29 protein-coding genes and 1 pseudogene are annotated in these 24,448 nt (G+C 67.9%); 12 read left to right on the top strand and 18 right to left on the bottom strand.

The genetic code is table 11. The features are described 5' to 3' along the window. The first annotated feature begins 23 nt into the window (after window positions 1-23). Together FB453_RS27805 and FB453_RS27800 are read left to right on the top strand one after the other, a co-directional pair. Window positions 24-233, top strand: coding sequence for a hypothetical protein (locus FB453_RS27805; RefSeq protein WP_030334221.1), 210 nt, complete (start codon window positions 24-26; stop codon window positions 231-233). 160 nt (window positions 234-393) lie between these two features. Next, on the top strand, window positions 394-972 hold the full coding sequence (locus FB453_RS27800) for an LURP-one-related family protein (protein ID WP_112699975.1): 579 nt from the start codon (window positions 394-396) through the stop codon (window positions 970-972). 473 nt (window positions 973-1,445) lie between these two features. Here FB453_RS27800 and FB453_RS27795 read toward each other — a convergent pair whose 3' ends face one another. The 10 genes from FB453_RS27795 to FB453_RS27750 form a co-directional block, all read right to left on the bottom strand. Continuing rightward, window positions 1,446-1,871 carry an Rv3654c family TadE-like protein gene (locus FB453_RS27795; RefSeq protein ID WP_486480501.1) on the bottom strand — a complete coding sequence of 142 codons (426 nt, stop codon included), beginning with the start codon at window positions 1,869-1,871 and terminating at the stop codon, window positions 1,446-1,448. After that, window positions 1,865-2,260: a TadE family type IV pilus minor pilin gene (locus FB453_RS27790; protein ID WP_145795001.1), complete on the bottom strand. Its 396-nt coding sequence runs from the start codon at window positions 2,258-2,260 to the stop codon at window positions 1,865-1,867. Before FB453_RS27790 ends, FB453_RS27795 begins: the two co-directional genes overlap by 7 nt. 47 nt (window positions 2,261-2,307) lie before the next feature. Next, complete coding sequence (locus tag FB453_RS27785) at window positions 2,308-2,475, bottom strand: DUF4244 domain-containing protein (protein WP_081883916.1); 168 nt, start codon at window positions 2,473-2,475, stop codon at window positions 2,308-2,310. 23 nt (window positions 2,476-2,498) lie between these two features. After that, window positions 2,499-3,140 carry a type II secretion system F family protein gene (locus FB453_RS27780; protein WP_486480499.1) on the bottom strand — a complete coding sequence of 214 codons (642 nt, stop codon included), beginning with the start codon at window positions 3,138-3,140 and terminating at the stop codon, window positions 2,499-2,501. Then, window positions 3,137-3,754: a type II secretion system F family protein gene (locus FB453_RS27775; RefSeq protein WP_486480498.1), complete on the bottom strand. Its 618-nt coding sequence runs from the start codon at window positions 3,752-3,754 to the stop codon at window positions 3,137-3,139. The genes FB453_RS27780 and FB453_RS27775 overlap by 4 nt, the downstream gene beginning before the upstream one ends. Before the next feature lie 689 nt (window positions 3,755-4,443). Beyond that, a complete protein-coding gene (locus FB453_RS27770; RefSeq protein WP_145794999.1) occupies window positions 4,444-5,655 on the bottom strand; it encodes a TadA family conjugal transfer-associated ATPase in 1,212 nt (403 codons plus the stop codon). After that, window positions 5,652-6,755 (bottom strand): septum site-determining protein Ssd, encoded by a 1,104-nt coding sequence (gene ssd, locus FB453_RS27765; RefSeq protein ID WP_145794997.1) that lies wholly within the window; start codon window positions 6,753-6,755, stop codon window positions 5,652-5,654. Before ssd ends, FB453_RS27770 begins: the two co-directional genes overlap by 4 nt. Before the next feature lie 221 nt (window positions 6,756-6,976). Next, complete coding sequence (locus FB453_RS27760; protein ID WP_145794994.1) at window positions 6,977-7,987, bottom strand: CU044_5270 family protein; 1,011 nt, start codon at window positions 7,985-7,987, stop codon at window positions 6,977-6,979. Continuing rightward, a complete protein-coding gene (locus tag FB453_RS27755) occupies window positions 7,987-8,541 on the bottom strand; it encodes an RNA polymerase sigma factor (RefSeq protein WP_145794991.1) in 555 nt (184 codons plus the stop codon). Before FB453_RS27755 ends, FB453_RS27760 begins: the two co-directional genes overlap by 1 nt. Before the next feature lie 111 nt (window positions 8,542-8,652). Further along, window positions 8,653-9,843, bottom strand: coding sequence for a serine hydrolase domain-containing protein (locus FB453_RS27750; RefSeq protein WP_145794989.1), 1,191 nt, complete (start codon window positions 9,841-9,843; stop codon window positions 8,653-8,655). A 201-nt stretch (window positions 9,844-10,044) separates the two neighbouring features. On the opposite strand from FB453_RS27750, the gene FB453_RS27745 reads away from it, so the two are divergent. Continuing rightward, window positions 10,045-10,467 carry a hypothetical protein gene (locus tag FB453_RS27745; protein ID WP_145794987.1) on the top strand — a complete coding sequence of 141 codons (423 nt, stop codon included), beginning with the start codon at window positions 10,045-10,047 and terminating at the stop codon, window positions 10,465-10,467. A 458-nt stretch (window positions 10,468-10,925) separates the two neighbouring features. On the opposite strand, the gene FB453_RS27740 is transcribed toward FB453_RS27745, so the two are convergent. Beyond that, on the bottom strand, window positions 10,926-11,693 hold the full coding sequence (locus FB453_RS27740) for a DUF4396 domain-containing protein (protein ID WP_145794984.1): 768 nt from the start codon (window positions 11,691-11,693) through the stop codon (window positions 10,926-10,928). Between the two features lie 453 nt (window positions 11,694-12,146). Here FB453_RS27740 and FB453_RS35145 point away from each other — a divergent pair, with 453 nt between their 5' ends. From FB453_RS35145 to FB453_RS35135, 3 genes and pseudogenes are all read left to right on the top strand, one after another. Continuing rightward, entirely contained in the window at window positions 12,147-12,335 is a 189-nt protein-coding gene (locus FB453_RS35145) for a hypothetical protein (protein WP_486480504.1), read from the top strand. Further along, a pseudogene (locus FB453_RS35140) lies at window positions 12,247-12,522 on the top strand (hypothetical protein); the annotation flags it as partial. The gene FB453_RS35145 and the pseudogene FB453_RS35140, both read left to right, overlap by 89 nt. 64 nt (window positions 12,523-12,586) lie before the next feature. Then, window positions 12,587-12,712 (top strand): hypothetical protein, encoded by a 126-nt coding sequence (locus FB453_RS35135; RefSeq protein ID WP_486480503.1) that lies wholly within the window; start codon window positions 12,587-12,589, stop codon window positions 12,710-12,712. A gap of 722 nt (window positions 12,713-13,434) precedes the next feature. Here the strand turns inward: FB453_RS35135 and FB453_RS34445 are convergent. Next, window positions 13,435-13,599, bottom strand: coding sequence for a hypothetical protein (locus FB453_RS34445; protein ID WP_186718601.1), 165 nt, complete (start codon window positions 13,597-13,599; stop codon window positions 13,435-13,437). A gap of 122 nt (window positions 13,600-13,721) precedes the next feature. On the opposite strand from FB453_RS34445, the gene FB453_RS27730 reads away from it, so the two are divergent. The 3 genes from FB453_RS27730 to FB453_RS27720 all read left to right on the top strand — a co-directional run bounded on the left by FB453_RS27730 (window position 13,722) and on the right by FB453_RS27720 (window position 15,630). Further along, entirely contained in the window at window positions 13,722-14,087 is a 366-nt protein-coding gene (locus FB453_RS27730; protein WP_145794982.1) for a helix-turn-helix domain-containing protein, read from the top strand. 2 nt (window positions 14,088-14,089) lie between these two features. Beyond that, a complete protein-coding gene (locus FB453_RS27725; protein ID WP_145794980.1) occupies window positions 14,090-14,629 on the top strand; it encodes an ImmA/IrrE family metallo-endopeptidase in 540 nt (179 codons plus the stop codon). Between the two features lie 455 nt (window positions 14,630-15,084). Next, a complete protein-coding gene (locus FB453_RS27720) occupies window positions 15,085-15,630 on the top strand; it encodes an SMI1/KNR4 family protein (RefSeq protein WP_486480497.1) in 546 nt (181 codons plus the stop codon). A 41-nt stretch (window positions 15,631-15,671) separates the two neighbouring features. On the opposite strand, the gene FB453_RS27715 is transcribed toward FB453_RS27720, so the two are convergent. From FB453_RS27715 to FB453_RS27690, 6 genes are all read right to left on the bottom strand, one after another. Beyond that, a complete protein-coding gene (locus FB453_RS27715) occupies window positions 15,672-16,256 on the bottom strand; it encodes a hypothetical protein (protein WP_145794977.1) in 585 nt (194 codons plus the stop codon). 597 nt (window positions 16,257-16,853) lie between these two features. After that, complete coding sequence (locus FB453_RS27710) at window positions 16,854-17,888, bottom strand: hypothetical protein (RefSeq protein WP_145794975.1); 1,035 nt, start codon at window positions 17,886-17,888, stop codon at window positions 16,854-16,856. A 548-nt stretch (window positions 17,889-18,436) separates the two neighbouring features. Then, window positions 18,437-19,492, bottom strand: coding sequence for an IS110 family RNA-guided transposase (locus FB453_RS27705; RefSeq protein WP_145794973.1), 1,056 nt, complete (start codon window positions 19,490-19,492; stop codon window positions 18,437-18,439). A gap of 756 nt (window positions 19,493-20,248) precedes the next feature. Beyond that, window positions 20,249-20,608: a hypothetical protein gene (locus tag FB453_RS27700; protein ID WP_145794971.1), complete on the bottom strand. Its 360-nt coding sequence runs from the start codon at window positions 20,606-20,608 to the stop codon at window positions 20,249-20,251. Between the two features lie 63 nt (window positions 20,609-20,671). Further along, entirely contained in the window at window positions 20,672-21,217 is a 546-nt protein-coding gene (locus FB453_RS27695; protein ID WP_145794969.1) for a GNAT family N-acetyltransferase, read from the bottom strand. Window positions 21,218-21,231: 14 nt separating this feature from the next. Further along, complete coding sequence (locus FB453_RS27690) at window positions 21,232-22,542, bottom strand: NsdA family TPR-like regulatory protein (protein ID WP_145794967.1); 1,311 nt, start codon at window positions 22,540-22,542, stop codon at window positions 21,232-21,234. 412 nt (window positions 22,543-22,954) lie between these two features. On the opposite strand from FB453_RS27690, the gene FB453_RS27685 reads away from it, so the two are divergent. From FB453_RS27685 to FB453_RS27675, 3 genes are all read left to right on the top strand, one after another. Further along, window positions 22,955-23,284: a hypothetical protein gene (locus tag FB453_RS27685; protein WP_145794965.1), complete on the top strand. Its 330-nt coding sequence runs from the start codon at window positions 22,955-22,957 to the stop codon at window positions 23,282-23,284. 2 nt (window positions 23,285-23,286) lie between these two features. After that, window positions 23,287-23,601 carry a DivIVA domain-containing protein gene (locus FB453_RS27680; RefSeq protein ID WP_145794961.1) on the top strand — a complete coding sequence of 105 codons (315 nt, stop codon included), beginning with the start codon at window positions 23,287-23,289 and terminating at the stop codon, window positions 23,599-23,601. Window positions 23,602-23,887: 286 nt separating this feature from the next. Next, window positions 23,888-24,445: an AAA family ATPase gene (locus FB453_RS27675; protein WP_145794959.1), complete on the top strand. Its 558-nt coding sequence runs from the start codon at window positions 23,888-23,890 to the stop codon at window positions 24,443-24,445. The last annotated feature ends 3 nt before the right edge of the window (window positions 24,446-24,448 follow it).

The raw sequence follows: 24,448 nt of genomic DNA, 5'->3' as shown, positions 1-24,448 counted from the left end.
CCCCCCGTGCCCGAGGAGAAGCTGTGGCCGACACCATCGCCGAGACCGTCGACCTGCTCTACACCATCGACCAGGACAATCTCACCCTCGACCAGCAGATCGCGCTGGGGTCGGCACTGGCCGCCCTGGCCCAGGCGGAACGGCTGGAACAGATCAACGAGCGCCTGCGCGGCATCCACCAGGTCCTCAACACCTGGGCGCTGCGGGCCGCGACCTCCGTCGACAGTCGCTGAGGTCTCCCGGAGTGATCCTGCTAGGGCACCAGTGATCACTCCGTGCTGGGTAGTCGTCCGGCGACCTCGACGGCTACCCAGCAACTGATCATGGGCAGCAGGGGCGCGACGGTTGTCGGGCTGTGCGAGACTCCGGCGCACCAACCCCAGAGGAGAACACATGCAGCTCGACAACTTGCAGGGCCAGCACCAGTTCCACATCCGCCAGCGACTGCGCATGATGGTCAACCAGTACGAGGTCCGGGCGGTCTCCCCCGACGGCACCGAGGGTGAACTGCTGGCGTTTGCGCAGCAGAAGCGGCTCGCCTTCAAGGAGCAGGTGACCATCTACACGGACGACTCCAAGCAGCAGCCTCTGCTCGGCTTCAAGGCCCGCCAGCGCATCGACCTCGGCGCCACGTACGACGTCACCGACGCCGCTGGCAACCCGATCGGCCTTTTCCGCAAGGACTTCGCCCAGTCGCTGCTGCGCTCCACCTGGCACGTCGAGCAGAGCGGCCTGCCGCAGGTGACGGGCCAGGAGCGCAGCATGCCCGTGGCACTGCTGCGCCGATTCGTCGACTCGCTGTCCTGGCTGCCGTACCACTTCGACTTCACCGCGAACGGCCAGCCGGTCTTCACCGTGGTGAAGAAGTGGGGCCTGCGCGACAAGTACATCGTCGAGGTGCAGAACCCGCAGATCGACCGTCGGCTGGTCATCGCGATGGCCGTCGCCCTCGACGCGCTCCAGGCCCGCTGACACACCCGGCCCGGACCAGGGCACTGCGGTGACCCTCGGTGGTCGCCGTCGCAGCCACCCAATCCTCGGCTGCCGGCCGGGACCTGGACCTCGACCAGTCCCGGCCGGCAGGCCGTCGGGCCGCAATCCCCGGCCGGCAGGCCGTCGGGCCCCACTCTCGGGCGGCGTGCCGTTGGCCGCGCTCCCGGCCGGGCAGGCCGTTGGCGACTCGGCTCCTGACGGGTCCGATCCCCTCTGGAGCTGATGTCGTAAACGCATCGCCCTTGATGTCGTAAACGATTCAGCTCCACAGCGCCCACCAAACCCACCAGACCCCTGAGTCTTTCGACCACGCGCCGGCCCGTACCTGCACCTGATGCCGCGACGCGGGTCAGCCGGGACTCCACAGGCCGCGCCCTGCCGCGGACGCGCCCTGCCGCGGACGCGCCCTGTGCCGGACGCGGCGGCGGTGAGCAGAGACGCCGCCGCGAGGGTCAGCCCCGCACCGGGCCGGCGCGGGCGCTCGCCGCAGCCACCCGACTCAGGCCGGGTAGTGGCGTGAACGCCACCTCGACCGTCACCAGCACGTCCAGCCCGTTAAGGTGACAGCCGACCAGCCGGCCATCGTTGCGACCGGCGAAGTCAGACGCGGACGCGCAAGCCGCAGCGTCGCCGTCGAGCGCACGCGCCGCCCCGGCCAGCGCGCCGAGATCGGCTGCCACCGCCGCCCGCTGACTCGCCATTCCGGCGGCGACGATGGCGGCGCCGAACGTTCCGAACACCACGAAGACGAGCCCCATCGCCAGCAGCAGGACCGTAGCTCCACCTCGCTCCGGGGCCGACCGACCACCAACGAGCCGTCCGCCAGCCGGTTCTCGACCGGAGCGGGATGATGGATCGCCCGTTCGTCGCACTACCAGCTCCCCTCGTGCGCGCCCGGTTCGACGGCGGCGACGGCGGTGGCGACCACGGTGATTCGCGGTAGTTGGCCGCCCAACGTCCGGACGGGTGCCCGCACCGTCGCCTGCACCCGGTCGCCGTCGACGGACACTGAAACCGCCGCCCCCGGCGGCGCCGCCCGGCCACCCTCCGCGCTGCCGTCCGCGCCCCGGGCGGCGGCGAGCGCCGCCTCCCGGGCCGCGTGCAGGCAGCCCGCCTGTGCGCTGACGGCGTTGACAGCGGTCAGGCCGGCCAGCAGGAGCAGGAGAAGCGCCGGCAGGCCGGCCGCCAGTTCGGCGGTGAAGGACCCCCGGTCCCCGCAAACGGTCCGCGCGAGGACGCGAAGCCTCCGCCCGCGGCGTGCCGCCAACCAGGGAACGCTCGACCCTGGAACGGGTCCGGCCCGCCGGCGCCCGATCACTTCAGTGCCCGGTCGATGACCGCGGTCAGCGCCGACTGGACGTTGCCGGAGGTCAACACCTTCAACAGGATCCCGGCGAAGGCGACCGCTGCGAGGGTGCCCACGGCGTACTCGGCCGTGTTCATTCCGGCGTCGCCGCGCAGGCGAGCGATGAGTTTGCGCATGACTGTTTCCCCTTCTCGATGGGTCAGAGCACATCGCCGAGAACGGCGACGATCACCGGCACGAGTCCGGCGAGAATGAACGCCGGCAGGAAGCAGAGCCCCAGCGGCAGAACGATGAGCACACCGGCCCGGCGGGCCGATGCCTCGGCAGCGGTGGCCCGGTCGGCGCGCAGGTCGTCGGCGAGCCGTGTCAGTGCGCCGGCCAGGGCGGCACCACTGTTGGCCGAGCGCAACGCCGCCGCGGTCAGGCGCTCCGCGCCGGGAACGCCGTCCAGCGCGGACCATGCCTCCGCTGGGCCACCACCAAGAAGCAGCGTGCGGCCAACCCGGGCCAACCGACCGGCGAGCGGTCCGTCCAGTGCCTCGGCGACGGCCAACACCGAGCGATCCACCGGAGCGCCCGCCCGCATCGCCGCCGCCAGAAGGTCGGCGGCTAGCGGCAGGTCCGCGGCCTCCTGCTGCCGCCGCCTACGCACAGCGGGCGACTCGATCCGCCGCAACAGGACATCGAGCAGGAACGCGGCCGGGAGAGCACCGAGCAGCCCGAGCCAGCCCTCGACGACGATGGCCACGGCGAGCCCAGCCAGCACCGCCACGAGCCGGATCGCGTCCGGCCGCCGCCGCCTGGTTGAGCTGGGCGGGCCGGCTGGGCCGCGGGCCATCATCCGGCCCGCCCCGGTGTCGCGCCCAGCCGTTCCGCCCAGAGGAGGCCCACGATCTGAAGGGCGACCGCGACAACCGCGCTAGCGCCGCCGACCGTGCTGTGCAGGAGAACCGCCATGGGGTCGACGCCGATGCCGTACCCCAGCCCGATCCCGCCAACCGGCAGGGCCGCCAGTAGCCAGGCCGTGGCCCGAGCCCCGGCCGCCTGGGCCGCCGCCGCGGCCAGACCCCGGTCGGTCGCCCGAGCGTCCGCCTCGATCCGCTCCACAAGCTCCGCCAGCGGCGCGCCGGTCCGGTCGGCCAACCGCACCGCCGCCGAGGTCAGCTGACGTAGGCGGCTCGCCCCGTCATGCTCGCCGGCCGCGACCTCGAGAGCGTGTGGGACGGGCAGGCCGGCCCGCAGATCCGCCGCGAGGCCGCAGAGCTGGTCCAGCCCACGTCGTCGGTCCCGTTCGGCACCCCGATTCGCTCGCCAACGCAGCGCGGCGCGCACGGCCAGCGTGCCGTACCCGGCCATCGCGACCGCGGCCACCGGACCGCCGACCACGGCACCCACACCGCCGCTGAGCAGACCGACCACCGGCAGGACGCGGGCCGTCGGTCGCGAGATGCGCACCGACGGAGGCGTACCCGGCCTTCTCTCGGGCGGGCCGACGCGCCCGTGGGCGCGGCAACCGGCGATCGCGCACCCGTCGGCCGCTGCCCCGGCGGACGCTGCCCCGGCGGACACGTCGCCCCAACAGCCAGCGTCCAGGTCGCCGTGCCCATCTGCGATTGCCGGACCGGAGACATCGTTCCGACCGGTTACGTCCACACCGCTGACACCGATCGGGATCGTGGCCGCCGATGCGCTCGGCCGTCGTTCGGCGTCGAGCATGGTGGGGTCCGCCTCTGGGCGAGCGGTGCCGGTCGGGCGTCGGGGATCCCGACGGGCCGGCGGGCGCGTCGGGCCTTCCGGACGCGTGAACCCGCCTGCCGTTCCCGGCCACCTCGGGCTGCGGGTGACGTCCCGTTCGGGCCAGCCGAGTGCCGTACGCCTTCCGTTGGCACCCGCAGTAGTTGCCGACTCGAACCCGAGGCCGACCGGATGACCCGAGGTCGGCACAGCGCCGATGCCGTCGACCGGCCCGTCCGGCGTGCGACCGAGTTCCCTGATCCACTGCACCAGGGCGTCATCCGGATCGACGGCGGCCCTCCGTCCCGGTGCCAGCACGCGACGTCGACGGGCCCGAATGGTCCGCATGGGCCACGCCACCAGGGCAGCGGCGACCAGGAGCAGCGCCGCCACCAGCATCGTCTCGCCGGTCACGCCGGACCCGCCGACCCGGGCCAGGGCTCGCTGAGGATGGGCGGCACCGCCACCCCACGCTCCCGCAGCAGCGCCCCGAGGGCACGGGCAGCGAGCCCGAGCCCGCTGCCACGCACCCAGGCGGGCACCACTGTCACCATCCGTTCGGGCCCCTCGGGCAGCAGCAGACAGACCGACTCCAGGACGCGGCCCCGGTCGCTGCGTCGCACCTGGAACAGCACCTGCAACGCGGCGGCCACCTGGGCGTGCAGCGCGGCGCGAGGCAGCCCACCCAACATGCCCAGGGCCTCCAACCGGGCCGGCACGTCCGACGGCGTGTTGGCGTGCAGGGTGCCGGCACCCCCGTCATGGCCGGTGTTGAGCGCGGCCAGCAGGTCGACCACCTCACCGCCCCGGCACTCCCCGACCACCAGCCGGTCCGGGCGCATCCGCAACGCCTGCCGGACCAGGTCCGCCAGGCTGACCACGCCCGTCCCCTCCACATTGGCGGTGCGTGCCTGGAGCCCCACCACGTGCGGATGCCCCGGACGCAGCTCGGCGGCGTCCTCCACCAGCACGATCCGTTCGGTGGCCGGCACCATCCCCAGCAGGGTGTTGAGCAGTGTCGTCTTGCCAGAACCGGTGCCCCCGGTCACCAGGTACGCCAGCCGGGCCGCCACGACTGCGGCGAGCAGTGGTGCCAACGGTCGCGGCACCGTCCCCTGGCGCACCAACTCGTCGAGGGTGAACGGCCGGTGCCGGAAGGTCCGCAGGGACAGGTAGGGACCTTCGGTCGCCACCGGCGGCAGCACGGCGTGCAGTCGGGTGCCGTCGGGAAGCCTCGCGTCCGCGTACGGGGAGGCGTCGTCGACCCGCCGCCCCGCGCTGGCTATCAGCCGCTGCGCCAACCGGCGGACGTCCTCCACCGAGCCCATCGGGACGGCGACCTGGTGCAGCCCCGACCCGCGGTCGACCCAGACCCGGACGCCGTTGACGAGGACGTCGGTGACCTCCGAGTCGGCGAGCAGCGGCGCCAACGGCCCGGCCCCGACGAGGTCGTCGCGCACCCGGTCGGCGATCCGCAGCATGGCGGTGTCGCCGAGCACTGCGGCGGCGGGCTCGGCCCGTACCGCGGAGACGATGGCCGCCGCGGTGACCGGGGTGGTGGCGGCGGCGATCCGCTGCCGTACCCGGGCGGCGAGGGTGTCGTCCTCCGGCCCGGCGGTCATGCCGCACCCGTAGCCGGCACGCCGGTAAGGTCGGTGACGATCCGTTGGCAGAGCGCGGCCAGTGGGCCCTTGCCCCCGGCGGCCGGCGCCTCGCCCCGTTCCAGCCCACGGCAGAGCCCCGGCTCGGGGCGCAACGTGCCGGCCAGGGGAAGGCCCAGCGCGCGTGCCACCTCGGAGGCCCGCAACCGCCCGGGGGCGGGCCCGCGCACCACCACCGAGAGCGCGGCGCAGTGCGGGGCGGCCGCGGCCACCACCCGAGTGGCCGCAGCGGTGGCGCGCAACTCGGCCGGTACGACGACGAACGCCTGGTCGGCGGCTTGCAGGGCCACCGCTGCCGCGTCGTCCAACTGTCGGGGCAGGTCGATCACCACGAAGTCCCGCCCACGTCGGGCCGCATCGACGGTCGCCGCCATCGCCGTCGCGGGCAACGCCAGCATCTCGCCGCGGTCCCAGGAGAGCACCACGAGATCACCCCGGCTGGGCAGGGCCTGCACCAGCGCCGGGGCGTCCACCCGTCCGTCTGCGCTGGTGAGCGACGGCCAGCGCAGGCCTTCCAACTGCTCCCAGCCCAGCACGAGGTCGAGGCCACCGCCGAGCGGGTCGGCGTCGATCAGGAGGGTGCGCAGCCGGGCCCGGGCGGCGGTCACCGCAAGACCACCGGCGAGCACACTCGCGCCCGCACCGCCACGACCACCAAGGACCGCGACGACCCGGGCACCGACGCCGGCCGGACGGTCCGGGTCATGTTCAGCGAACCGGTCGACCAACCACGGCTCCGCGGCCGGCAGCGTGGCGACGTGCTCGGCCCCGATCAGCTCGGCGATCTGCCAGCCGGGGTCGAGCTGACCAGCCCGACCGAGCAGCACCAGCCGGGGCCGCTGCGGCAACCGGGCGCGCAGGCAGGCCTGCGCCTGATCGGCGCCGAGCAGCACCAGGGGCGCGGGAAGCCACCGGGTACGGGCAGCCGCTGGGTCGCGGGCGAGCTCCACCTCCGTGCCGCCGACGGCGGCGAGCCGGAGCACATCATCGAGTAGATCGTCGTCGCCGGTGACGACCAGCGGGAGCCGGCGGATCGGCGGAACCGTGGTACGGGGTGGCATCGCGGCCTCCAGCGGTCGGGCTCTGGTATGCCGCCGACAGTGCTCGGAATCCGCCCCCACGAGCCGTCCCGATGTCGTCGCCTGTGGACAACCTGGTGGCCTGTGGAAAACCTCCGCCGAGACAGTCGATCTGCTACGAACGCAGGTAACTTCGCAGCTACTGCCGCTGCGGGAAAGACAGCGAGGCCGCTCCCGAGAGGAGCGGCCTCGCAAGTCGGACGTCAGCCGACCCGGTCGGTCCAGGCGGTATCGAGGATCACCATGTACGAGCTGATCCGCACGGGCGACAGCGTCAACCGCTCATGGGCGAGCAGTTCGCCCGTCTTCGGATCGAAGATCAGAAGAGATTGCGCGTCGTGTTCGCGGTCGTCGAAGGTGACGGCGGCTCCATTGCGACCGGCGCGGTCCGTGACCTGCCCCCGCCAGCGGAAGCCGGGCACGTCGGCGAGGACCCGCAGGACTGCCGCTCGGGTCGCACGCGGTACGACGTACCGGCCATAGAGCGTGCTGACCTCCTTGCTCGCCGCCCCCGCGCCGTACTCGACCTTCAGCAGCTCCCGCAGTTCGGACGGGACGGCCGACGGCGGCCTGAGCTCCTCCGGCGGCAGCGGGATCATGGCCGGAGCAGGGGTGCCCTCGACCGCCGGACGCGAACCGAGATTCCGCTGCCAGTAGTCCCGGGATGCCTGGTCGGGGTACTGCGGCTCCAACTGGGTGTTGATCTGACTGCCGGTCCCGTCTGCGGCCTGCCAGACCTTGGAGGCCCCGGCGAAGGCCACGTGGTGGCGACCGTCGGCGGAGGTCATCACCGGATCGCCCCACACCTTCGTGTGGTGATACATGTAGCGCCCGCTCTGGTGGTCGTACGCCGCGTCTTTGATCTTGTCGGCCAGCATGCGCAGCTGGGGGCCGGCGGCCGGCGGATCCGCGTCGAACTGGTACGCGACCGGCACGAGCACCAATCCCGCTGCGGTTCCAGGCCCACCCGGGGCGTCCGGTGCGGGCCCGCCGAACGGCTGGAGCACCGCCACGGCACCGGCCGCGACCGCCAGAGTCCCAGCCGTCAGGACCAGCCGGCGGGTCGGGCGTACCCGGCGACGCCCGGCCACCGTTTCGGTAGCGTCGGCGCGGTCGATCAGCTCGCGCGCCGAGACCAGCGGTGGCCCGACGACGGCGTTCCGGGCCGGGTCGGCCGGGCCGAGAAGAGTACGGGTTCGCTCTGCTCCGAACATCACAGATCCTCTCGAATGGTCATCAACACCGGGCTACGCCGGGTCTGCGCGGGCCGGTCCGACATCGCTTCGGCAAGACGGCGGCGGGCGCGATGCAGGCGCACTGCGGCGGTCGGCCCGGTGCAACCGAGAACCCTGGCCGCCTCGGACACCGTCAGCTCCTCCCAGCCGACCAGCCGGAGGATTTCCTGGTCGAGGTCGTTGAGGTTGGCCAGAGCAGTCCGGATGTCGGCGACTCCGACGCTCGTGTCGGCACCCGACGATCCGGCCAGTCGCTCGAGGTCGACATCGGTGATCGAGAGGAGGTCCGGTGCGGCACGTCGCGACCGCCACTGGTTCGCGAGAAGACGCCGGGCCACCCCGTACAGCCAGGGCAGGCTGCGCTCCGGCACCTCGGCGCGGCGACGCCAGGCGACGACGAAGACCTCCTGGGCAAGCTCCGCGGACGCATCCCGGTCAGCGAGCCGGCGCAGGCCGTATCGGACCATGTGCTCGTACTCGGCGGCGTAGAGACTGGTGAACCAGCCCTCGTCCCGCTTCTTCGGTGGACCCACCCCGAACCCCCCATTGCCTCGGCGACTCTCACAGTGGCTTGTGTCGCTGAGGGCCCCGGGATTACCGCGCGGCCGAGGGCGGGTGCCGCCCACCGGAAACGAACGCTGCGGTCAGTCGTCGATCGCCTGGTACACGGTGGTCCAGAAGTCGTGCCACATCGGCAGCCGCTGGTCGCCCGCGTGCGCCCGCTGCATGAACACGATCGTCGTCAGGTCCTCGGCGGGATCGTTGTACCAGGCGGTGCCGTAGAAGCCGGGCCATCCGTAGCTGCCGACCGAGGGCCCGAGATGCGTACGGCGGGTCCGGACCGACATTCCGAAACCCCAGCCGATGGCGTCGAAGTATCCGGGCCAGAACCCGGAGATGGCCTTCTGCGTCGGGGTCAGGTGGTCGCTCGTCATCAGCGTCACCGCCGGCCGCGACAGCACCCGCTCGCCGCCGTGGGCGCCGTCGGCGAGCAGCGCCGAGGCGAAGGCCAGGTAGTCCTGGGCGGTCGAGACGAGACCGCCGCCGCCGGACTCGAACATCCGCGGTCGACTGAACCGCCCGTCGGGAGCGTCCTCGACAACCGGCTCGCCGGTGGCGGCGTTGTCCTGCTCGTACGCCGTCGCGAAACGGCCGATGCTCTCGCTACCCACACTGAAGGCGGTGTCGGGCATCCCCAGCGGCTTGCAGACCCGCTCACGGATGGCATCCCCGAAGGACATGCCGGTGGCCCGGGCGACGAGCACGCCGGTGACGTTGGCGGCGGTGTCGTACATCCAGCGCTCACCCGGCTGGTGGACGAGCGGAAGGTCACCGAGCTGGCGGATCCATTCGTCCGGCGACTGATATTCGAGTGCGTCCAGCGCGTCGGCGATCGGGACCGTTCCGGGCTCGGCGGGGACCATGCCGGTGCCAAGGGTGCCGTCCAGGACGTCCCGCAGCGTTATCGGGCGTTCCGCCGGGACGGTGTCGTCCAGCGGGCCATGCGGATCGGCGAGCACTGTCATGTCCGCCAGTTCCGGGAGGAGATCGTCGACCGGATCGTCGAGGCGGAGGGTGCAGTCCTCGACGAGGGTCATCGCGCACGCGGCGACGATCGGCTTCGTCATCGAGCCCAGGCGACAGATCGTGTCGATCGCCATCGGCGTCTGTGACCCGGGGCCCTCGAACGCGAGGTGACCCGTTGCCTCGACGTGCACCTCGCCGTGGCGGGCGAGGACGACCACCATGCCCGGGACGAAGCCGGACTCGACGCGGTGCACGAGGAACCCTTGCAGCCGGGCCAGCCGTTTCGACGAGAAGCCACCACCAGCCACGTTTTCCTCCTCAGCTCGTCCCGTTTGGCAAATTACACGGCAGGCGGCGGTCGCACCGTCCGCGACGAGGCGGGAAGGAAACCCGCCCGAGCAGTACGCGCCCCTCGATCAACCAGCTACTGACACCCGGCGAGCTGGAGGCGAAGACCAACTGGTCACTGGTGAGCGACAGTGACAGCACTGCGCTGGCAGGCTGGGGGCATGGTGTTCGCCGATGATCAAGAACTGGGTAGGGCGATCGGGAACGCCGACTCGGCTACCTGGTCGGTTCGCGCCGCAGCCGGACGGCACCTCGCGAATTCTCGCGAGATCGACGAGGTAGCGGACGTCCTCCACCGCCTTCTCCTAGATCCCCATGACACTGCGGTGACCTGGCAAACGGCCGAGGCACTGCTGGAACGCAAAGACGCCGCGGGCCTACGCCTTGTGCTGTCAGCCCGTAGCAATGCCGCCGTCGAAGCCACTGCCGAAGAGCTACAGGCTGCCCTGGACTGCAACCCTGACTGGATGACGGCCGAGGGTGCGGGCCGTCTGACCAAGCACCTTCGGGAGCTAACAATTGATGAAGACGCCCAGGTGCGCGACGAGGCCCGAAGGATTCTCGGGCCCCTGCAACCCGAATAGACAGGAAATGGGCCGGCGTGCGAGCCGTACCGGCGCCCGCCGTTGCTGACCGGGGAGACACGCGTTCACCGGGGCCGGAAGCGCTCCCGGGAAAGGGACGACCCCCGTCGGGGGGATGCGGACCCAACCTGTCGACTGCTGTCGAGCGATGGCGGCGGAAGTCGGCGAGCAGGTGCCGGCCGTCCTTATTCGACGATCGCAACCAACCCTGATCGAGGCGTTCGCTGCCTTCTTGCTGCCTCGCCGCCGGGTGCTCCTGGCCGCCTCAACCGGCTCGGCGCGGTACATCTAGTGGAGGACATACGCCGGCACCGCCGCGCGTGGACCGTCGCTGGCGAGCGGCTGCACCCGGGCGAGTACGCCCGCCTGTGGCCCGCCGTCGCGCTGGCGTTCGCCGTGCTGTGCGGCACCAAGCTCAACGTGCACCCCTCTGCCCCAGGGTGTCGGCGCATCACCACCTACTGCGGCGTGCCCAGCAACTCCGTTTTGACGCCGCGGCGGATCAGCAACGAGGTTGGTGGCCAAGCGGCGAAGAAGCCGATGATCAGCCCGACCTGGATAACGAACCAAAACACCGGACTGCTAGGCCGCAGGGTCTCGCGGAAAACAAGAAAATGCATTAGCGCAAGCCAACCTAATAGGCCGAGCTCGAAGACGGACACGGTCAGCAGGTCGGCCCTGAAAAATTTCCGCATTGCGGCCCACGCTCTTCGATCACCCGTGTGAGTCTCAGCAGAGTAGCGAAATGCAATGCCCATGGCCACTGCACCTACATAGTCGCCGACGACTTCGGGCCACAGTGTGCTGCCGAATATTTCGACGCCAACGCCGTAGGTGATAGGCGTAGCAATGATGACACCCAGAGTGCAGTGCGTCCCACAATGATAAGTTTGGATTATCGGAGGAGCATGTCGCGACCTCCTGGACGGGTTGCCGTGCCGGTCCAGCCACCGGGGAGACTGGGGTCTACCCCACTTTCTGTAGGTCAGGACGGCTGCTGGGCCAAGGTAGAGGGCGGTCGCCGGCCAGACTATCTCCATGACTTTGACTGGCTGACGATATCCGAGAACAAATTGGTCAACAACGACAACGGCGGTGCTGGCCAACCCCACAAAGAGCACAGCCCACGAAAGCATCACGAGCCACGTCGGTTGCAGAATCATCTTCGTTCGCTCCAGGGCACTCGATGCAATGTCGGTGGCGGCGGATGTGACGAACTCCGCCACCAGGTGAGGAAGGCGACCCAAGATGCCGTCTCAAACATGAGAGCACATCGGGCGGCGCGGCGTCCGGCATCGCCCACCTGCACAACATCGCGCCTTGCGGGCTAAACAATGAACCCGATGCCGAGCAGGGGGGCCTGGTCGGCGTTGTCGGTCAGTGTCAGCGGGTGTCGTTCACTGTGTTCCTGCCTCGGTGTCATGCCGGCTGTGACCATTGGAGGCGGTCGCGCATCACCACGTTCGCTGAGTTTCTGCTGACGCGGCACCTCTTGGTCCGTAGCTCATGGTCCGCCGTACCCCTTGGCAACCTGGGTGGCTATTCAACCGCTATGCCCCGGCTCCGAATCATTCAGCGCTGTAACGATTGACCCACGACGGGAGGGGACAAGATCCCCGTGGCGCCGATGAACGTGCGTCTGCCCGCGTGGCGGGTTCCGGGCTGGCTGCTGGTGTTCTGTGGCTGGGGGTCTGTTCCGCCTCGCCGTGCTGATCGCCCGCTACTGGTGGTGGATCACTGCGCCTGCGGGCCTCGCGCTGTGGGTGCGGGTCGAGTTCGGTGGCCTCGTCTTGGCCGGCGTCGTCGCGGCGGTTGCCGCCGGCAGGCCCGCTCGACGGCCCGGCCGGATCGGGTGGTGGTCCGCTTGATGCGCCGCGATCCGCTTGCCGGAATCGTGGCGCCGCTACCGGTAGGCGACGTTCCGGATCTGGATGGGCTGCCGCTGGGCGTCCGGGAGGACGGGCAGGCGTACCGGTTGCGGCTGACGGTTCACACGTCCTCATCGCGGGCGCGACCGGTGCTGGGAAGGGGTCGGTGCTGTGGTCCCTGATCCGCTCCCTGGCCGGCGGCATCCGCTGCGGGCTTGTCGAGGTGTGGGCGTTCGACCCAAAAGGGTGGCATGGAGTTGGCGGCCGGAGTGCCGCTGTTCGCCCGGTTCTCCTACGACGACCCCGACGGCATGGCCGGCGTCCTCGAAGAGGCCGAAAAGCGGATACGCCTTCGTGCGGCCCGACTGCGCGGGTGACTTTCCGCCCGTCGCCTCGACCGGACGACCCAGAAGACGACCTGTGAGCTGACCGGAAGCGCTCCCGGGAAAGGGACGACCCCCGTCGGGGGGAAAGTGACCTGACGTAGCAGCGAGTGTGATCAAGTGCCGCACCGCGTGGTCAGACATACCGGTAGTGCTGTCGAGCATGATCGGGAGTCGCCACGCGGTACGGCGTTCGCTGACGATCCGCTGACTTTCGGATGAAGCGCTGCGGGCGCCCGAGGACGGCCGGAGGCCGCCCGCAGGGCAGTCCGCAAGCGCCACATTCCGGACCCCTGCTTTGCAAAGATCAAGACTGCTGTCGGCCGGTGTCGGCCCCTGCGGCTCGCCTGCTCGACCTGTCGGTTGCAGACGCTCTCCGCCCGTGTCCGTCGACTGGCTTGGCTGTACGGATGGCTGTACTGCCGTGCGGTTCCAGGTAATGCGAACAGGTGTGGGCGCCCGCCTGCCACCTCGCTTGATGCCGGCCTTGCAGCCGGCCTACGAACGTGACGGCTGGCTCGTCCCCCCCGAGCCAGCCGTCACTGCGTCACTTGCTCTTCTTGCTCTTCTTAGCCGACTCGTTGACAGTCGTCTTCGGACTGCGCTTGACCGTCGACTGCTTCACGAACCGCCCGGTGACAGCACTTCGACCACGCTTGCCAGGCATAGTTTCACCTCCTCTCGCTGTCTCGGTCTGGCGCCCTGCGTCCGTGACGTCAGGCGTACTGGGTCAGCTGCCAGGTCACGGCCCGACCGGCGTACGGCGGCATGACGTTGTTCTTGGCGATCGGGGCGGTCGTGGACGGGTTGCCCACGACCTGCCAGACGCCGCTCTCCGGGCAGCGCTCGCCGGTCTTGGCTGTGGTGCCGATGGTTGCCACTTGATCATTCCTAACTCGAAACGTTGTGCCGGTATCGACACAAGGGTGACTGTAGATCATCGGTGCGTCGACTGGCAAGCAGCGCACCGGAAGTGACACACTCCAAGGCGGGAGGTCACTGGATGAGCAAAACCAAGGTCGACGTCGTTGCCCTTTACGGAGCGCTGAACGCTGCCCGCGAGTCGCAGGGGCTGTCATGGCGACAGCTCGCGAAGGAGATCGGGGTGAGCCCCTCGATGCTGTCCCGCCTCGGAAACGGAGACCGACCCGATGCCGACGGGTTCGCAACGCTGGTGACGTGGTTGGGAATGCCCGCAGAGAAGTTTATGATTGGCAGCAACGATGCTGCCAGAGCGGAGCCGGCGCTGATGACCCAATTAGCACCATTGCTACGAGCCCGGGCCGACTTGACGGAGGACGATGTCATCTATTTGGAGGAGGTCATTAGAGCAACCCTTAGGCGTGCACGCGCCGTACAACAGGAGTAGCGTTGAACAAGGCGGCACTAAAAAGGCTGGCTATTGAACTCCGCGAAGAGGTCGGGATTGGAATTCATGACGTATTCGATCCCTACCAGTTAGCGAAGCTCTATGGAGTTAAGGTTATATCGCTGTCCTCTTCGGGCTGTTCGGAGGAAGCACTTCAACACTTCCAGATCAAGCGGCCCGACGTGTTCTCAGGCGCGTTAGTACCTGTCAACAACGGGGCGATCATCCTGGAAAACGACTTGCACCTACCCGAAAGGAAGCGCTCGACATGTAGTCATGAAATGGCTCATGTCGTATTAGAACATCCCTTCACGGCAGCACTCGTTAACGAGCGAGGGTGCCGCGTAGCCAACCGGGAGCACGAACAGGAAGCCGCAGAACTGTCGGGTGAGTTACTTCTCCCATTCGAGGCGGCGAAGCTACTTGCCCGACGGCGCGCCTCAGACGAAGAAGCGGCTAAGAGGTTTGCAGTTAGCATTGACTTTGCCCGCTGGCGCCTTAACAGCACGGGAGCCCGCATAATCGCAAGTCGCCGCAAGTAGTCATTGCATGCCTCGATATCCGTCATCCCGTCCACCGTCGACCCACACATCGTGGAGCGGACCTGCCCCGGGGTGACAAGGTGGAGCGCCCTACCGGACGAACGACCTTGTCACCCCGGGGCAGGTCTGTTCGGCTTCGCCTGGGTCGACGGTGGGCGGGATGACACCCATCCCAGAAGCCCGAAGTACCCCCGCCGGAGGCGCAGGCCTTATCGGCCGGCGCGCCGGCCGATGCCGGCGCTTGCGCCGCCAGCAGGCCGAGCGCGACCGGCGCGGCCCGCTTGCGGGCCGCCTTGATCCAAAAGAGAGTGTTTCGGCAATGCTGAGACTTGAACCCTGAACCCCTCCGGCCTGGTACTGATCGACCTCAATCGGGCGGATCGGCGGGCTACCTCGGTGAGTTCTTCCGCTGCCTTACAGCAGTTGACAGCCCTTGTCGGTGTCACTTGTGCCCGATGATCTTGTCAAGTCGTCTGGAACTGAGCCAACCGACTACCGTCGACCCGTGCTCGATCCCGCAAGTTGTCTTCGACAACTCCGGCCCGCTGGAGAATCCGCTCACCGACGAAGTTCTGCGGGCCGTGGAGGCGCAGCTTGGGCACCAGCTGCCTATCGCGTACGTCGACCTAGCCCGACGACACAACGGCGGCTCGTTCGCCCGCGACGCCCATCCCGCGCCCGGCCGAACCTCCTGGGCGGAGGATCACGTCGGCGTGTACACCCTGGCGGCGATCGGTCGAACTGCTCGGTTCAGCCTTTGCGGCGAACTCGGCAGCGCGTTCTGGGCGGCGGAATGGGGCTACCCGGACATCGGCATCTACATCGCCGACTGCCCTTCGGCGGGTCACGACATGGTCGCCCTCGATTACCGCTCGCCCGGCGAACCGGCCGTCGTACATGTCGACCAGGAGTGGAACTACCGGATCACGGTCTTCGCTCCCGACTTCGAGACCTTCGTGACCGGCCTCGTGGACGAATCTGACTACGGCATGGACGACTGAGTCGCGCATTACGAGTCGGCTCCAGGATCCTGGTCTGCCACTCAGGCGCCCACATCTGACTTATCCGTGAATACCGAATCTGCGAGGGCCGAAAAGTCCTCCGCATGGATAAGCGCGTAAGCTTCCTTGAACTTCTTCCGCCGCCTCCATTTCGGGAATGCGCGGGCGTCGTTTGCGCGAATAACCACTCCAGTGGCAAGAAGTAAGCTCCTACTCTTCGACTCCCACGGTTCATCGATCTCTATTGCCGCAATAAGGTAACCTAGGTACGCCGCATATAGCTCGTATGCGTCCGGCAATAGGTCCGGCGCTAGGTCGGTTACGACTAGATCAAGGACCTGAACAGCGTCCACTAGGCGATCCGTCGTGGTTTTGCTCTCACGCCGAATTACCGACCGATATTTGAACACCGTTCCCTCAACGTCAAAAGTATTTAGCCGTATTGCCGCTTCCCTAATACGGAGAAGCTGTCGACGCAATTCGGTTTCAGAACGTCGCCTCGCCAAGATGGCATCTTTTCTAGCTTCGAGGCGCGGCTTAGCAGCCCACTCTACGCCGAGGGCTACTAGGGCAGAGGTAGTGGCAGATACGGCCGCCGCCTGCATGAGGGTGTTCATGTCAGCCACGTTTCTGGCCTCCTTCTAACACATCCTGCGGGCGCAAGGCGATTATTGCTATGGCGGCGATTGATGATTGGCTCACCTTGCAATCATGGCATCCGGCCACAAAATAACGACAAGCATCGCACCCGGTCTCGCCATCCCGATGCTCCTATGGATGTCAATCCGCGACCCCTTGGCCCCCAGGCAACGATCAGAACCCGTCAAGCTGCCCCAGCTGCCGTCTTCGCCAGGCATCCGCGTCCCTCATCATCCACCAACGTCCACGCTTGTACGCCGTGATCGTCACCCAGTTAGTCAGTCAGGCTCGTATGCCTCGTGTTCGGCAAAGCGGATGATGGCTTCAACTCCAACGGCCTGCGGCGCTGCCGGCTGCCGTCTATCACGCCGTAGCGGCCGCACCTCTATCGCCTCCTCAGCGAGATGCGTCTCAAGCAAGCACTCAGGATGACGGGCAGGCTGCTCGCCGCCATACACCTCAGCCAACGAGTCGGCCAGCCACGGCCTACTCGCGTAGGTCACTCCAGCGTCGAGTTGACCCCAGGATCCGCACTCGCTCACTCAGCGCATTGCTCATTCTTAACGGCTGCGTCCCTTAAGATTTCATTTCTTCGCATCAGGCTTGAAAATAGACATGATGTCCTTGGTGGCCTGCACTCGCGTCGGAAGTAGGGGGTCGAATGCACTGAGGACGCCGATGATGGCCCATACGGCGGCGGCGGTCACAATGGTGCGACCTGCCACATCTTTGGCTAGGATTCCGGCGCGATCGAGGGCGATTACGGAACCCAACGGGATTAGGGCAACCAAGAGGGATCGAAGGTAGGCAAGGGACGTTCTCGCCCAGTGTCCTCCACCGCCGGTATCGTTCAACTCGATCACTTTAAGAGGCAGCGCGCCGAAACGTCCAGTACACACCGCAGATACTGCGGCACGCACCATTCTCCTAAGCTCGAACAAGTTATCGACGTCTGGCAAGGTCAACGATAGTTGCTGCATATGCATCCACCGAGTAATTTGACGAATTCGCACTACCGCAGCTTCATCGATCGCGACATCGGAGATCCGGGCAGCTCGGCGCAAATCAAGCTCAATTACGCGTGTCGCAAACTCTAGGTGATAGGCAGCTCTTCTTCTTACTGCCGAGTCTGCGAAGCGATGCTCGGGTAGATGCAAGTCGTTAAGAACGGACATTAGCGCATCGAGCGCAAGGGCGTCAGAGTAGCGCCTAGTGTCGTAGCGCTGCTGGAGAATAGCGAATAACTCCCAAAGAACAACGCTCCCGATCAGCGGGAGGATCACTACTCCGGCCAGAAGAATCCCAGAGACGAAACCGTCATGGAAGGTTTCTACGTCAGAGAACATCAGCCTTTCTATCGACGAGGCGGGTAGGCCCTGGCTAAGCTGCCAAGCTAGGGCTATGAATCCAGCCGGTATCGCGATAGCGACTAGGCTGGATAATAAGCTGGAGAATATTCTTTCGATCAAGGCGAGCAGCCCGACCTGAATAGCAATGGTTGCAACGAAGGCTAGCCAGAAGGCACCGAATCCCAGATGGGAGTTGAGCTTAAGAGTGAAGGCGGCAGCTGTCCCTATCACCAAAATGGCGAGAGTGGAACCTAGAAAAAGTGCCTGCAACCGCTCCATCCTTAACTGAAGGGCGCAAACTTGAACACGCAGGCGGCGAAGGCGAATTCGGAAGGCCGCAGGAGCAATGCGATCGCTTTCGTCCAAGTTCAAGAGGGATCGATCCGAAAAATAACTCGCGCGCGCTCGCCGTAGAGTCTCAGCCCTCCGGTAATTCTTTCTAATCGGATGCAAAAACGCGGAAGCTTCGGCGAACGCCCTATGCAGATCCCTCAACGCACTGTACAGCTCCCTCAACCGCAGGCCACTCTCGCTCATGTCAACGAGATGCGCTAGTAGGCGTTCCTTAAGCCGTCGCTCTGCGCCCTCGCCTCGCCTCGCGGTTGTGCCAGCCTTGACAAATCGAACACGGACCTCTCGACGCACGCGACGTTGTCTTGGGACGCGCCTCTTCTGCGACAGCTTCTCAGGCACTGCGCCCCCAATTGTGCTGAACCAGCTATTGAGATCAGCATGGCTGGATTAGGTCGTCACATAGCTTGGTCTATCGAGCGTAGGCCCGCAAACGACGTGTCGGCATCCCGATGCTCCTATGGAGGTCAAGGGGCGAGGGAGGCGAAGTCGGCGCGTAGGGCGGTGTAGACGTCGCGGACGATGTAGCGCTTGAGGCAGCGCAGGATCTCCTGCTTGCTGAGGCCTTCGGTGATGCGGCGGTGGACGTAGGCGCGGGTGCGCTGGTCGTAGCGCATGCGGCAGAGGGCGATGGTGTGTAGGGCGTGGTTGGCGCCGCGGTCGCCTCCTCGGTGGAGGCGGTGGCGGCGCACTCGTCCGGAGCTGGCGGGGATGGGTGCGGCGCCGCAGAGGTGGGCGAGGGCGGCTTCGGAGTGCAGCCGGTCGGGGTTGTCGCCGGCGGTGGTGAGCAGCTGGGCGGCGACGTCGGGGCCGACACCGAACAAGGCCGAGGTGCGGGGCGCCGTTTTCCGGACGATGGGTGCCACCTGCCGGTCGAGGGCGGTGATCTCCTCGGTGAGGGCGGTGACCCGGCGGGCGAGCCCAACCAGGGCTGCCGCGGTGGCGTGTTCCGGCTCGTGGAGTCTGGCCGGGTCGTAGGTCAGCGCAGCGCACCGGCTGGCCAGCACGGCAGCGCTGACTCTGGTCAGGTGGGCTCGCAGGGCTTCGGGGGCGGCGGCGACCAGGCCGCGCATCTGATTCAAGGCCGCGGTGCGGGCCTTGACTGCTCCTCGACGGGCGACCCGCAGGGCGCGGATCGCCTCGACCGGCCCAGTGCGGGCCTTCGGCGTGCCCATCGCGGTGCCATCAAGGGTCGCCCGGGCGGCGGCGATCGCGTCGATCGGATCGGACTTGCCCTGTGCGCGGCGGGCGCGACGGTCCGGCCGGTCTACTTCCGTGACGACGACTTTTTTGCTGGTCAGGTAGCGGGCGAGGCCGGCCCCGTAGCTGCCGGTGCCCTCCACGCCCACGGCAGTCACCCGCCCGAAGGAGCGCATCCAGGCCAGCAGATCCGCGTAGCCGGCGGTGGTCGCTGGGAACTCGGCGTCGGCCAGGAGTCCGCCGGTGCTGTCGATGACAGCGGCGTGGTGGGTGTCGCGGTGGGTGTCAACACCACCGATGAGAGATCGCTTCTTGGCTGCCATGCTGGTGAGGTCCGCCTTTCTCGGTCACGTCGAGAACACGTGGACACGTCACCGGTCAGGCGATGCGGACAACACAGTGGTGGGCGCCTCTCGCACAGGCTCCTATCAGGTCACGACGCCTGACCGGTGACATGCAGCTGCCGGGGCCACCGAGCCAGCCGACGAATCGGGATGAGGACAGCAACCGTCGGTCTGCCGGTGAGTCAGACCAACCCGGCGACCCACCCCACCATCCTCACTGTCTGCCGTCGGCCCGCCCTCCTGGGGAGCGGGCCGCCACCCGGCCCGCCACGTCAAGACGGCCTTGACGCACGCATGGACACTGGCGGGTCGGGTGGTGGTGTACTCGGCTCGCCCGGGTCGATGGCAGGCGGGATGGCCCGCGCAACCACCCACGGACCGCAACTCGCCGACGGGTCTTCAACCATCCCGGAGCCCGAGCGCCCCCGCCGGAGGCGCAGTAACCGCAACCGCGTCACCGGCCGCCAACTCGCCGACGTGGCCGGCGTGCGCTCCCCTACGCCCCGCGGGCTCGTGACCGCGCGGCCCGGCCGGCTGCCGGCCCACCACCACCCGGTCAACCGCCTGTCGTTCTGCGGCGGCCCCTTGGGCTTCCCGCTTCCGCGCCAGCCGCCGGGCGTGTTGCGTGGCCGGAGTCGGAGCGCCAGCGGAGCGACGGACGCGCGCCCAGGCGGCGGCGCGTGCGGCCCGTTCAGGGCCGCCTTGAGGACGTACAGAAACTCCGCGCGGTCGGCGCTACCGGCACGCTTTCCGAAGTCGCTCGACCGCGACAAAGATCTGCTGTTCGGGACCAGGTCGACTCGGCCGCCACTCAGCGAGTACGGGTAGGACGGCTTCGACGAACCCGGTGAGTTCCTCCGTAGTGGTCGGCTCGGGTACGGCGTCAAGCGCCGCGACTCCGGCCATGGTCGCCTGGTGCCGGTGGGCGTTCGTCGGTGTGTCCTGCCACGCGGACGAGTTGCGCCATTCCTGCACACGCTGATGTACCTCGGCTGCGGCGGCTCGGATGGCTGCCGCTTGTTGGCGAGGTGTGAGCTCGGCGCGGGCGTGAAGATGGTCGGCGGGTTCCTGCGGCGGCGTGTCGGCGTCGCGCATGGCGGCGATCGTACCGGTGCCATGATCGGAGTTGCTCGCCCGCGTGCTGAGCGACGATGGCGGTCAGCCGGCGGTGTCGCTCCACTCCGGTGCGAGGATCGAGTAGAGCTGGGAGTCGCGCCAGGCACCGTTGGTGAAGACGTGATCGCGCAGCCGGCCTTCGTACTGCATCCCGAGCCGCTTGGCGACTCCGATGGAGGAAGCGTTGTCGGGGCCGATAGCTGCGGTGATGCGGTGAAGCTTCAGCTCTCGAAAGCCGTAGTCGATGATGGTTCGGGCTGCGTCGGTGGCGTAGCCGTGGCCCCAGTGTTCCGCGCCGATGGCGTAGCCGAGCTTTGCGGCCTGGTGCCCGGTGAGTCCGAGGCGGGCGAAGCCGATCATCCGGTCGGAGGTGTCAGCGACCGCAAGGTAGTACTCGATGCGCGGGTCGAGCTGTGCGCGGTTCGCAGCCCCCTCAACCATGGCGACAGTGGCGGCCTGGTCACGGCTGTCGAACGAGAGCCACCGCGTGACCCGGTCGTCACCGACGATCGCCAAAGCGTCGGCCGCGTCATCAGGTCGCAGTTCGCGAAGAGTGATGACGCGGCCGGGGATGGTGATCGGGTACATGTGCTGATGGTGCCTTATCGAGGAAGGGCGTTGGCAGGCGTGTGCGTGAAGTGCTCGATGCCCTCGACGAGGTCGCGAGCGTCGTTGGCGTGACCGGCACGGGTGATGGCTTGGTGGACGCGCCGGACGGAGTGAATGACGCCGTTGATGCGCTGATCGGCGGGGAGATCGAGCACGGGGGCGAGGGCATCAGCGGCGGCATCGAGCTCTCCGCTGGCAACGCGAGCAATGGCGAGGTTGGTATGGGAGCCGGCCTGATCGCCGAAGGCCCACGCCGGGTCGTAGCGGTCGGAGTACGCCTGGACGGCACGCAGGGCGTAGCGCTCGGTGGAGTCAGCCTCGCCAGGCAGCCAGGCGAGGGCGTCGCTGGCGTAGTAGAGCGTGCGGGGCTGGTTGAAGGTGCAGATGCCGCCGATCTCGTCCATCTCGTCGGGGCGCACCCGTGACCAGGTGTCCTCAGCCTCGGTGATGGCGGCCTTGGCCTGTTCAGAGTTACCGAGCGCGGCGTAGGCGCGTGCAGCGCTGACGGGCAACCAGACGGCCGAGGTTCCGCCTGCTTGGGTGGCGTACTCGCGTCCCGCCTCGGCGTAGCGGACCGCTTCGGCATACCGACCAGCCCAGTAGGCGACCAGCGACTGAAGTCCGCGGAGCCAGGCTTGCAACCCGGAGTGGCCGGACTGGTCGGCGCAGAGGACGGCGGTTCGGGCTTGCAGCATGGCCGAGTGCGGGTCGGCCATGTCGTGCGAGACCTTGGCAAGCAGGCCACTGGTGATGCCAGCAAGGAAGTGCAGGTCACGAGACTGGGTCGGCTGTTGGCGACGTTCGAGCAGCGTGAACAGAGTGTCCTGAGTCTCGGCCAGGTCCGGCAAGATCTGGCTGACCGGTCGCTGCGGATAGGCGAGTGCGAGGCGCTGCACATCCTCGGCGAGCTGGTCGATAGCTGCCGGGGAGGTGGCTTCGGCGGCGAGCATTGCGTACTGGCGGGCGCGTTGTGCGGCCATGGCGAGGAGGTTCCTTTCCGGGCCGGCGCCGGTGGGCTCGACGATGAGCTCTCGGGCCGGCACAGGGGTCAACTGGTGGGATGCCCAGGGGCGCTGCAACTCGTCAACCGGCTTGCCGAACATGACCTGCAAAGCCCGCCGTGTAGCGGGCGTCGACGAGGCCAGGTCCCGTTCGCCACGAGCCAGCCGACCGAGGTGCCGCGCGCTGATCGCCGCGTGAGGGTCCATGCGGCTGAACTCGTCGGCCAGTTCCTCGTACGTGCGGTCACTGCACTGGATCAGGTACTCCAGGACCGTGTGAGGTTCGCGGCGATCTCGGGCCATCGTCGGCGCCTTCCTGATGGGCTATCTCCACGCTCACCTGCGCGAGGTCCTGACCACAAGACAGGTCCTCATGGTGTCCGCCCGAGGTCCGCCAGAGGTGCTGTTTCGGTCCTCGATCGGTCTCTATAACCGGGTGTTCCATCTCCACCATGGACTTCTCACCCACCGCAATTGTGCGCGTACTGAACGCTGAGATGCACGTATCAAAACGGCGTCCGGCTCCTCGCGCCCGCGCCGATTCGGCTGCAAGGACGAAAGTGCCCGGACCGCGCCGGCAACGGCGGTCCTTGTCGTAGCGGGTGCACGTCCTGAGCAGGGCACCGGAGCAGGTGCAGGCAGGCGATTCGCGGTGTCGGCCGTGGCCACAGCCCGCCTGCTTCGGTGCCCATCCACTGATCGAGGGCGGGCGGTGATGGTTCCAAAGCCGGGCGATGTTCTGCACGTCGGCAGCGATGCGTCGGTGCAGTTCGGCGGCGATCGCTCGCTGATCTTCCGTGTCATCAAAGTCTGCGACCGGCCGACGTACGACGGCTGGATCTGGCTGACCGGCTACTCACTCGACCGTACGGGCAAGGCAGTCGACCGGCGAGAGGTCTTCGTGCAGCGCGCCGGGTTGCGAAGAATCACTCCGGCCGCCCCTCCCGCCACCGGGCGGACACCACCCGCTCCCCCACCCCCTGCCGGCCTGAGCGGCGCGAGCCGGAGAACCCGCACGACGGTTTCAACATCGAGGAGGCTGTGAGCATGCATTCGGTAGGCGTCGTCCGGGCCGCGTCGCGCCTGGCCCGGCTCCGCCCCGAGCAGGTCAAGCGAATCCGCTTCGGTCGCGCGAAGCTCGGGCGACGCGGCCTGGCCGAGGAACAGGTCTACGCCTTCCTCCGGGCCGTCGTCGACGAACTGATCGCACGGGATGGCGTGGAAGCTGGCCTTCGGGCGGAAAATACCCGCTTGAAGACCGCTTTGAGGCGTTGGCAGGGCAACTTCACCCCAGAGCCGAGCCGGATGGGGAACGCGGGGCGAGGTGCACGCCTGAGGAGTACGCCGAGCGAGTTCGGCTGACCTTCGCTAGTCACTCCGACCGGAAGATCCAGGAGGCACGCCTTCACCTGGTCGGAAGCGCTCCCGGGGAACGGGACGACCCCCGTCGGGGGATGTGGTCCCGCGCTGTCGACCGCTGCCAACTGGTGGTGGCACGCGTCAACGAGCAGGTGCTGGCCCTCGTCGCTTGCCATTCAAGGCCGACCAGCCCCGGCGCTCGCGCTGCCTCTTTGCTGCCTCGCTGCCTGACGCTCGCTTACAGGTCCGGTGCAAATCGTCCGGTTGCTCACGCGCGTTAATGTGTTCCGTGATCGTATGGCTCAACGGCACCCACGGCGCGGGCAAGACGACGACCAGCTCGCTCGTGCAGCAACTGATCCCGGATTCGCGGGTGTTCGACGCCGAGAAGGTCGGCGAAACACTCATGGACATCACGCCGGGGCTGCCCGAGACGGACAACTTCCAGCACTGGCCGCCGTGGCGGCAACTCGTCGTCGAGACCGCCCGCCGCGTGCTCGACTACACCGGCGGCACTTTGGTAATACCCATGACTGTCCTGGTCGAGCAGTACTGGCGCGAAATCAGTACGGGCCTCGCCCAACACGCCATCCCGGTAAGGCACTTCGTCCTCCACGCTGATCAAGACACCCTTCGCGGGCGCATCGAGGGAGAACACCCAGTTCCGTCTCCGTTCCGTCTCAAGTACCTCGAGCCCTACGCGGAGGCGGCCCGCACGTGGCTGCATGCCGAGGCCGAGGTCGTCGACACCACGCACCTGACTCCTGCACGAGCCGCCATGCAGATCGTCCTCCGAGCTACCGGGGGAAGCCCCGGGGCCCAACCTCAACTGACGCGGCCGGCGTGAGTG

The organism is Micromonospora sp. CNZ322 (genome assembly GCF_007827755.1).
The sequence above is the reverse complement of the archived record's forward strand: the minus strand, read 5'-3'. Positions and strand labels throughout refer to the sequence as shown.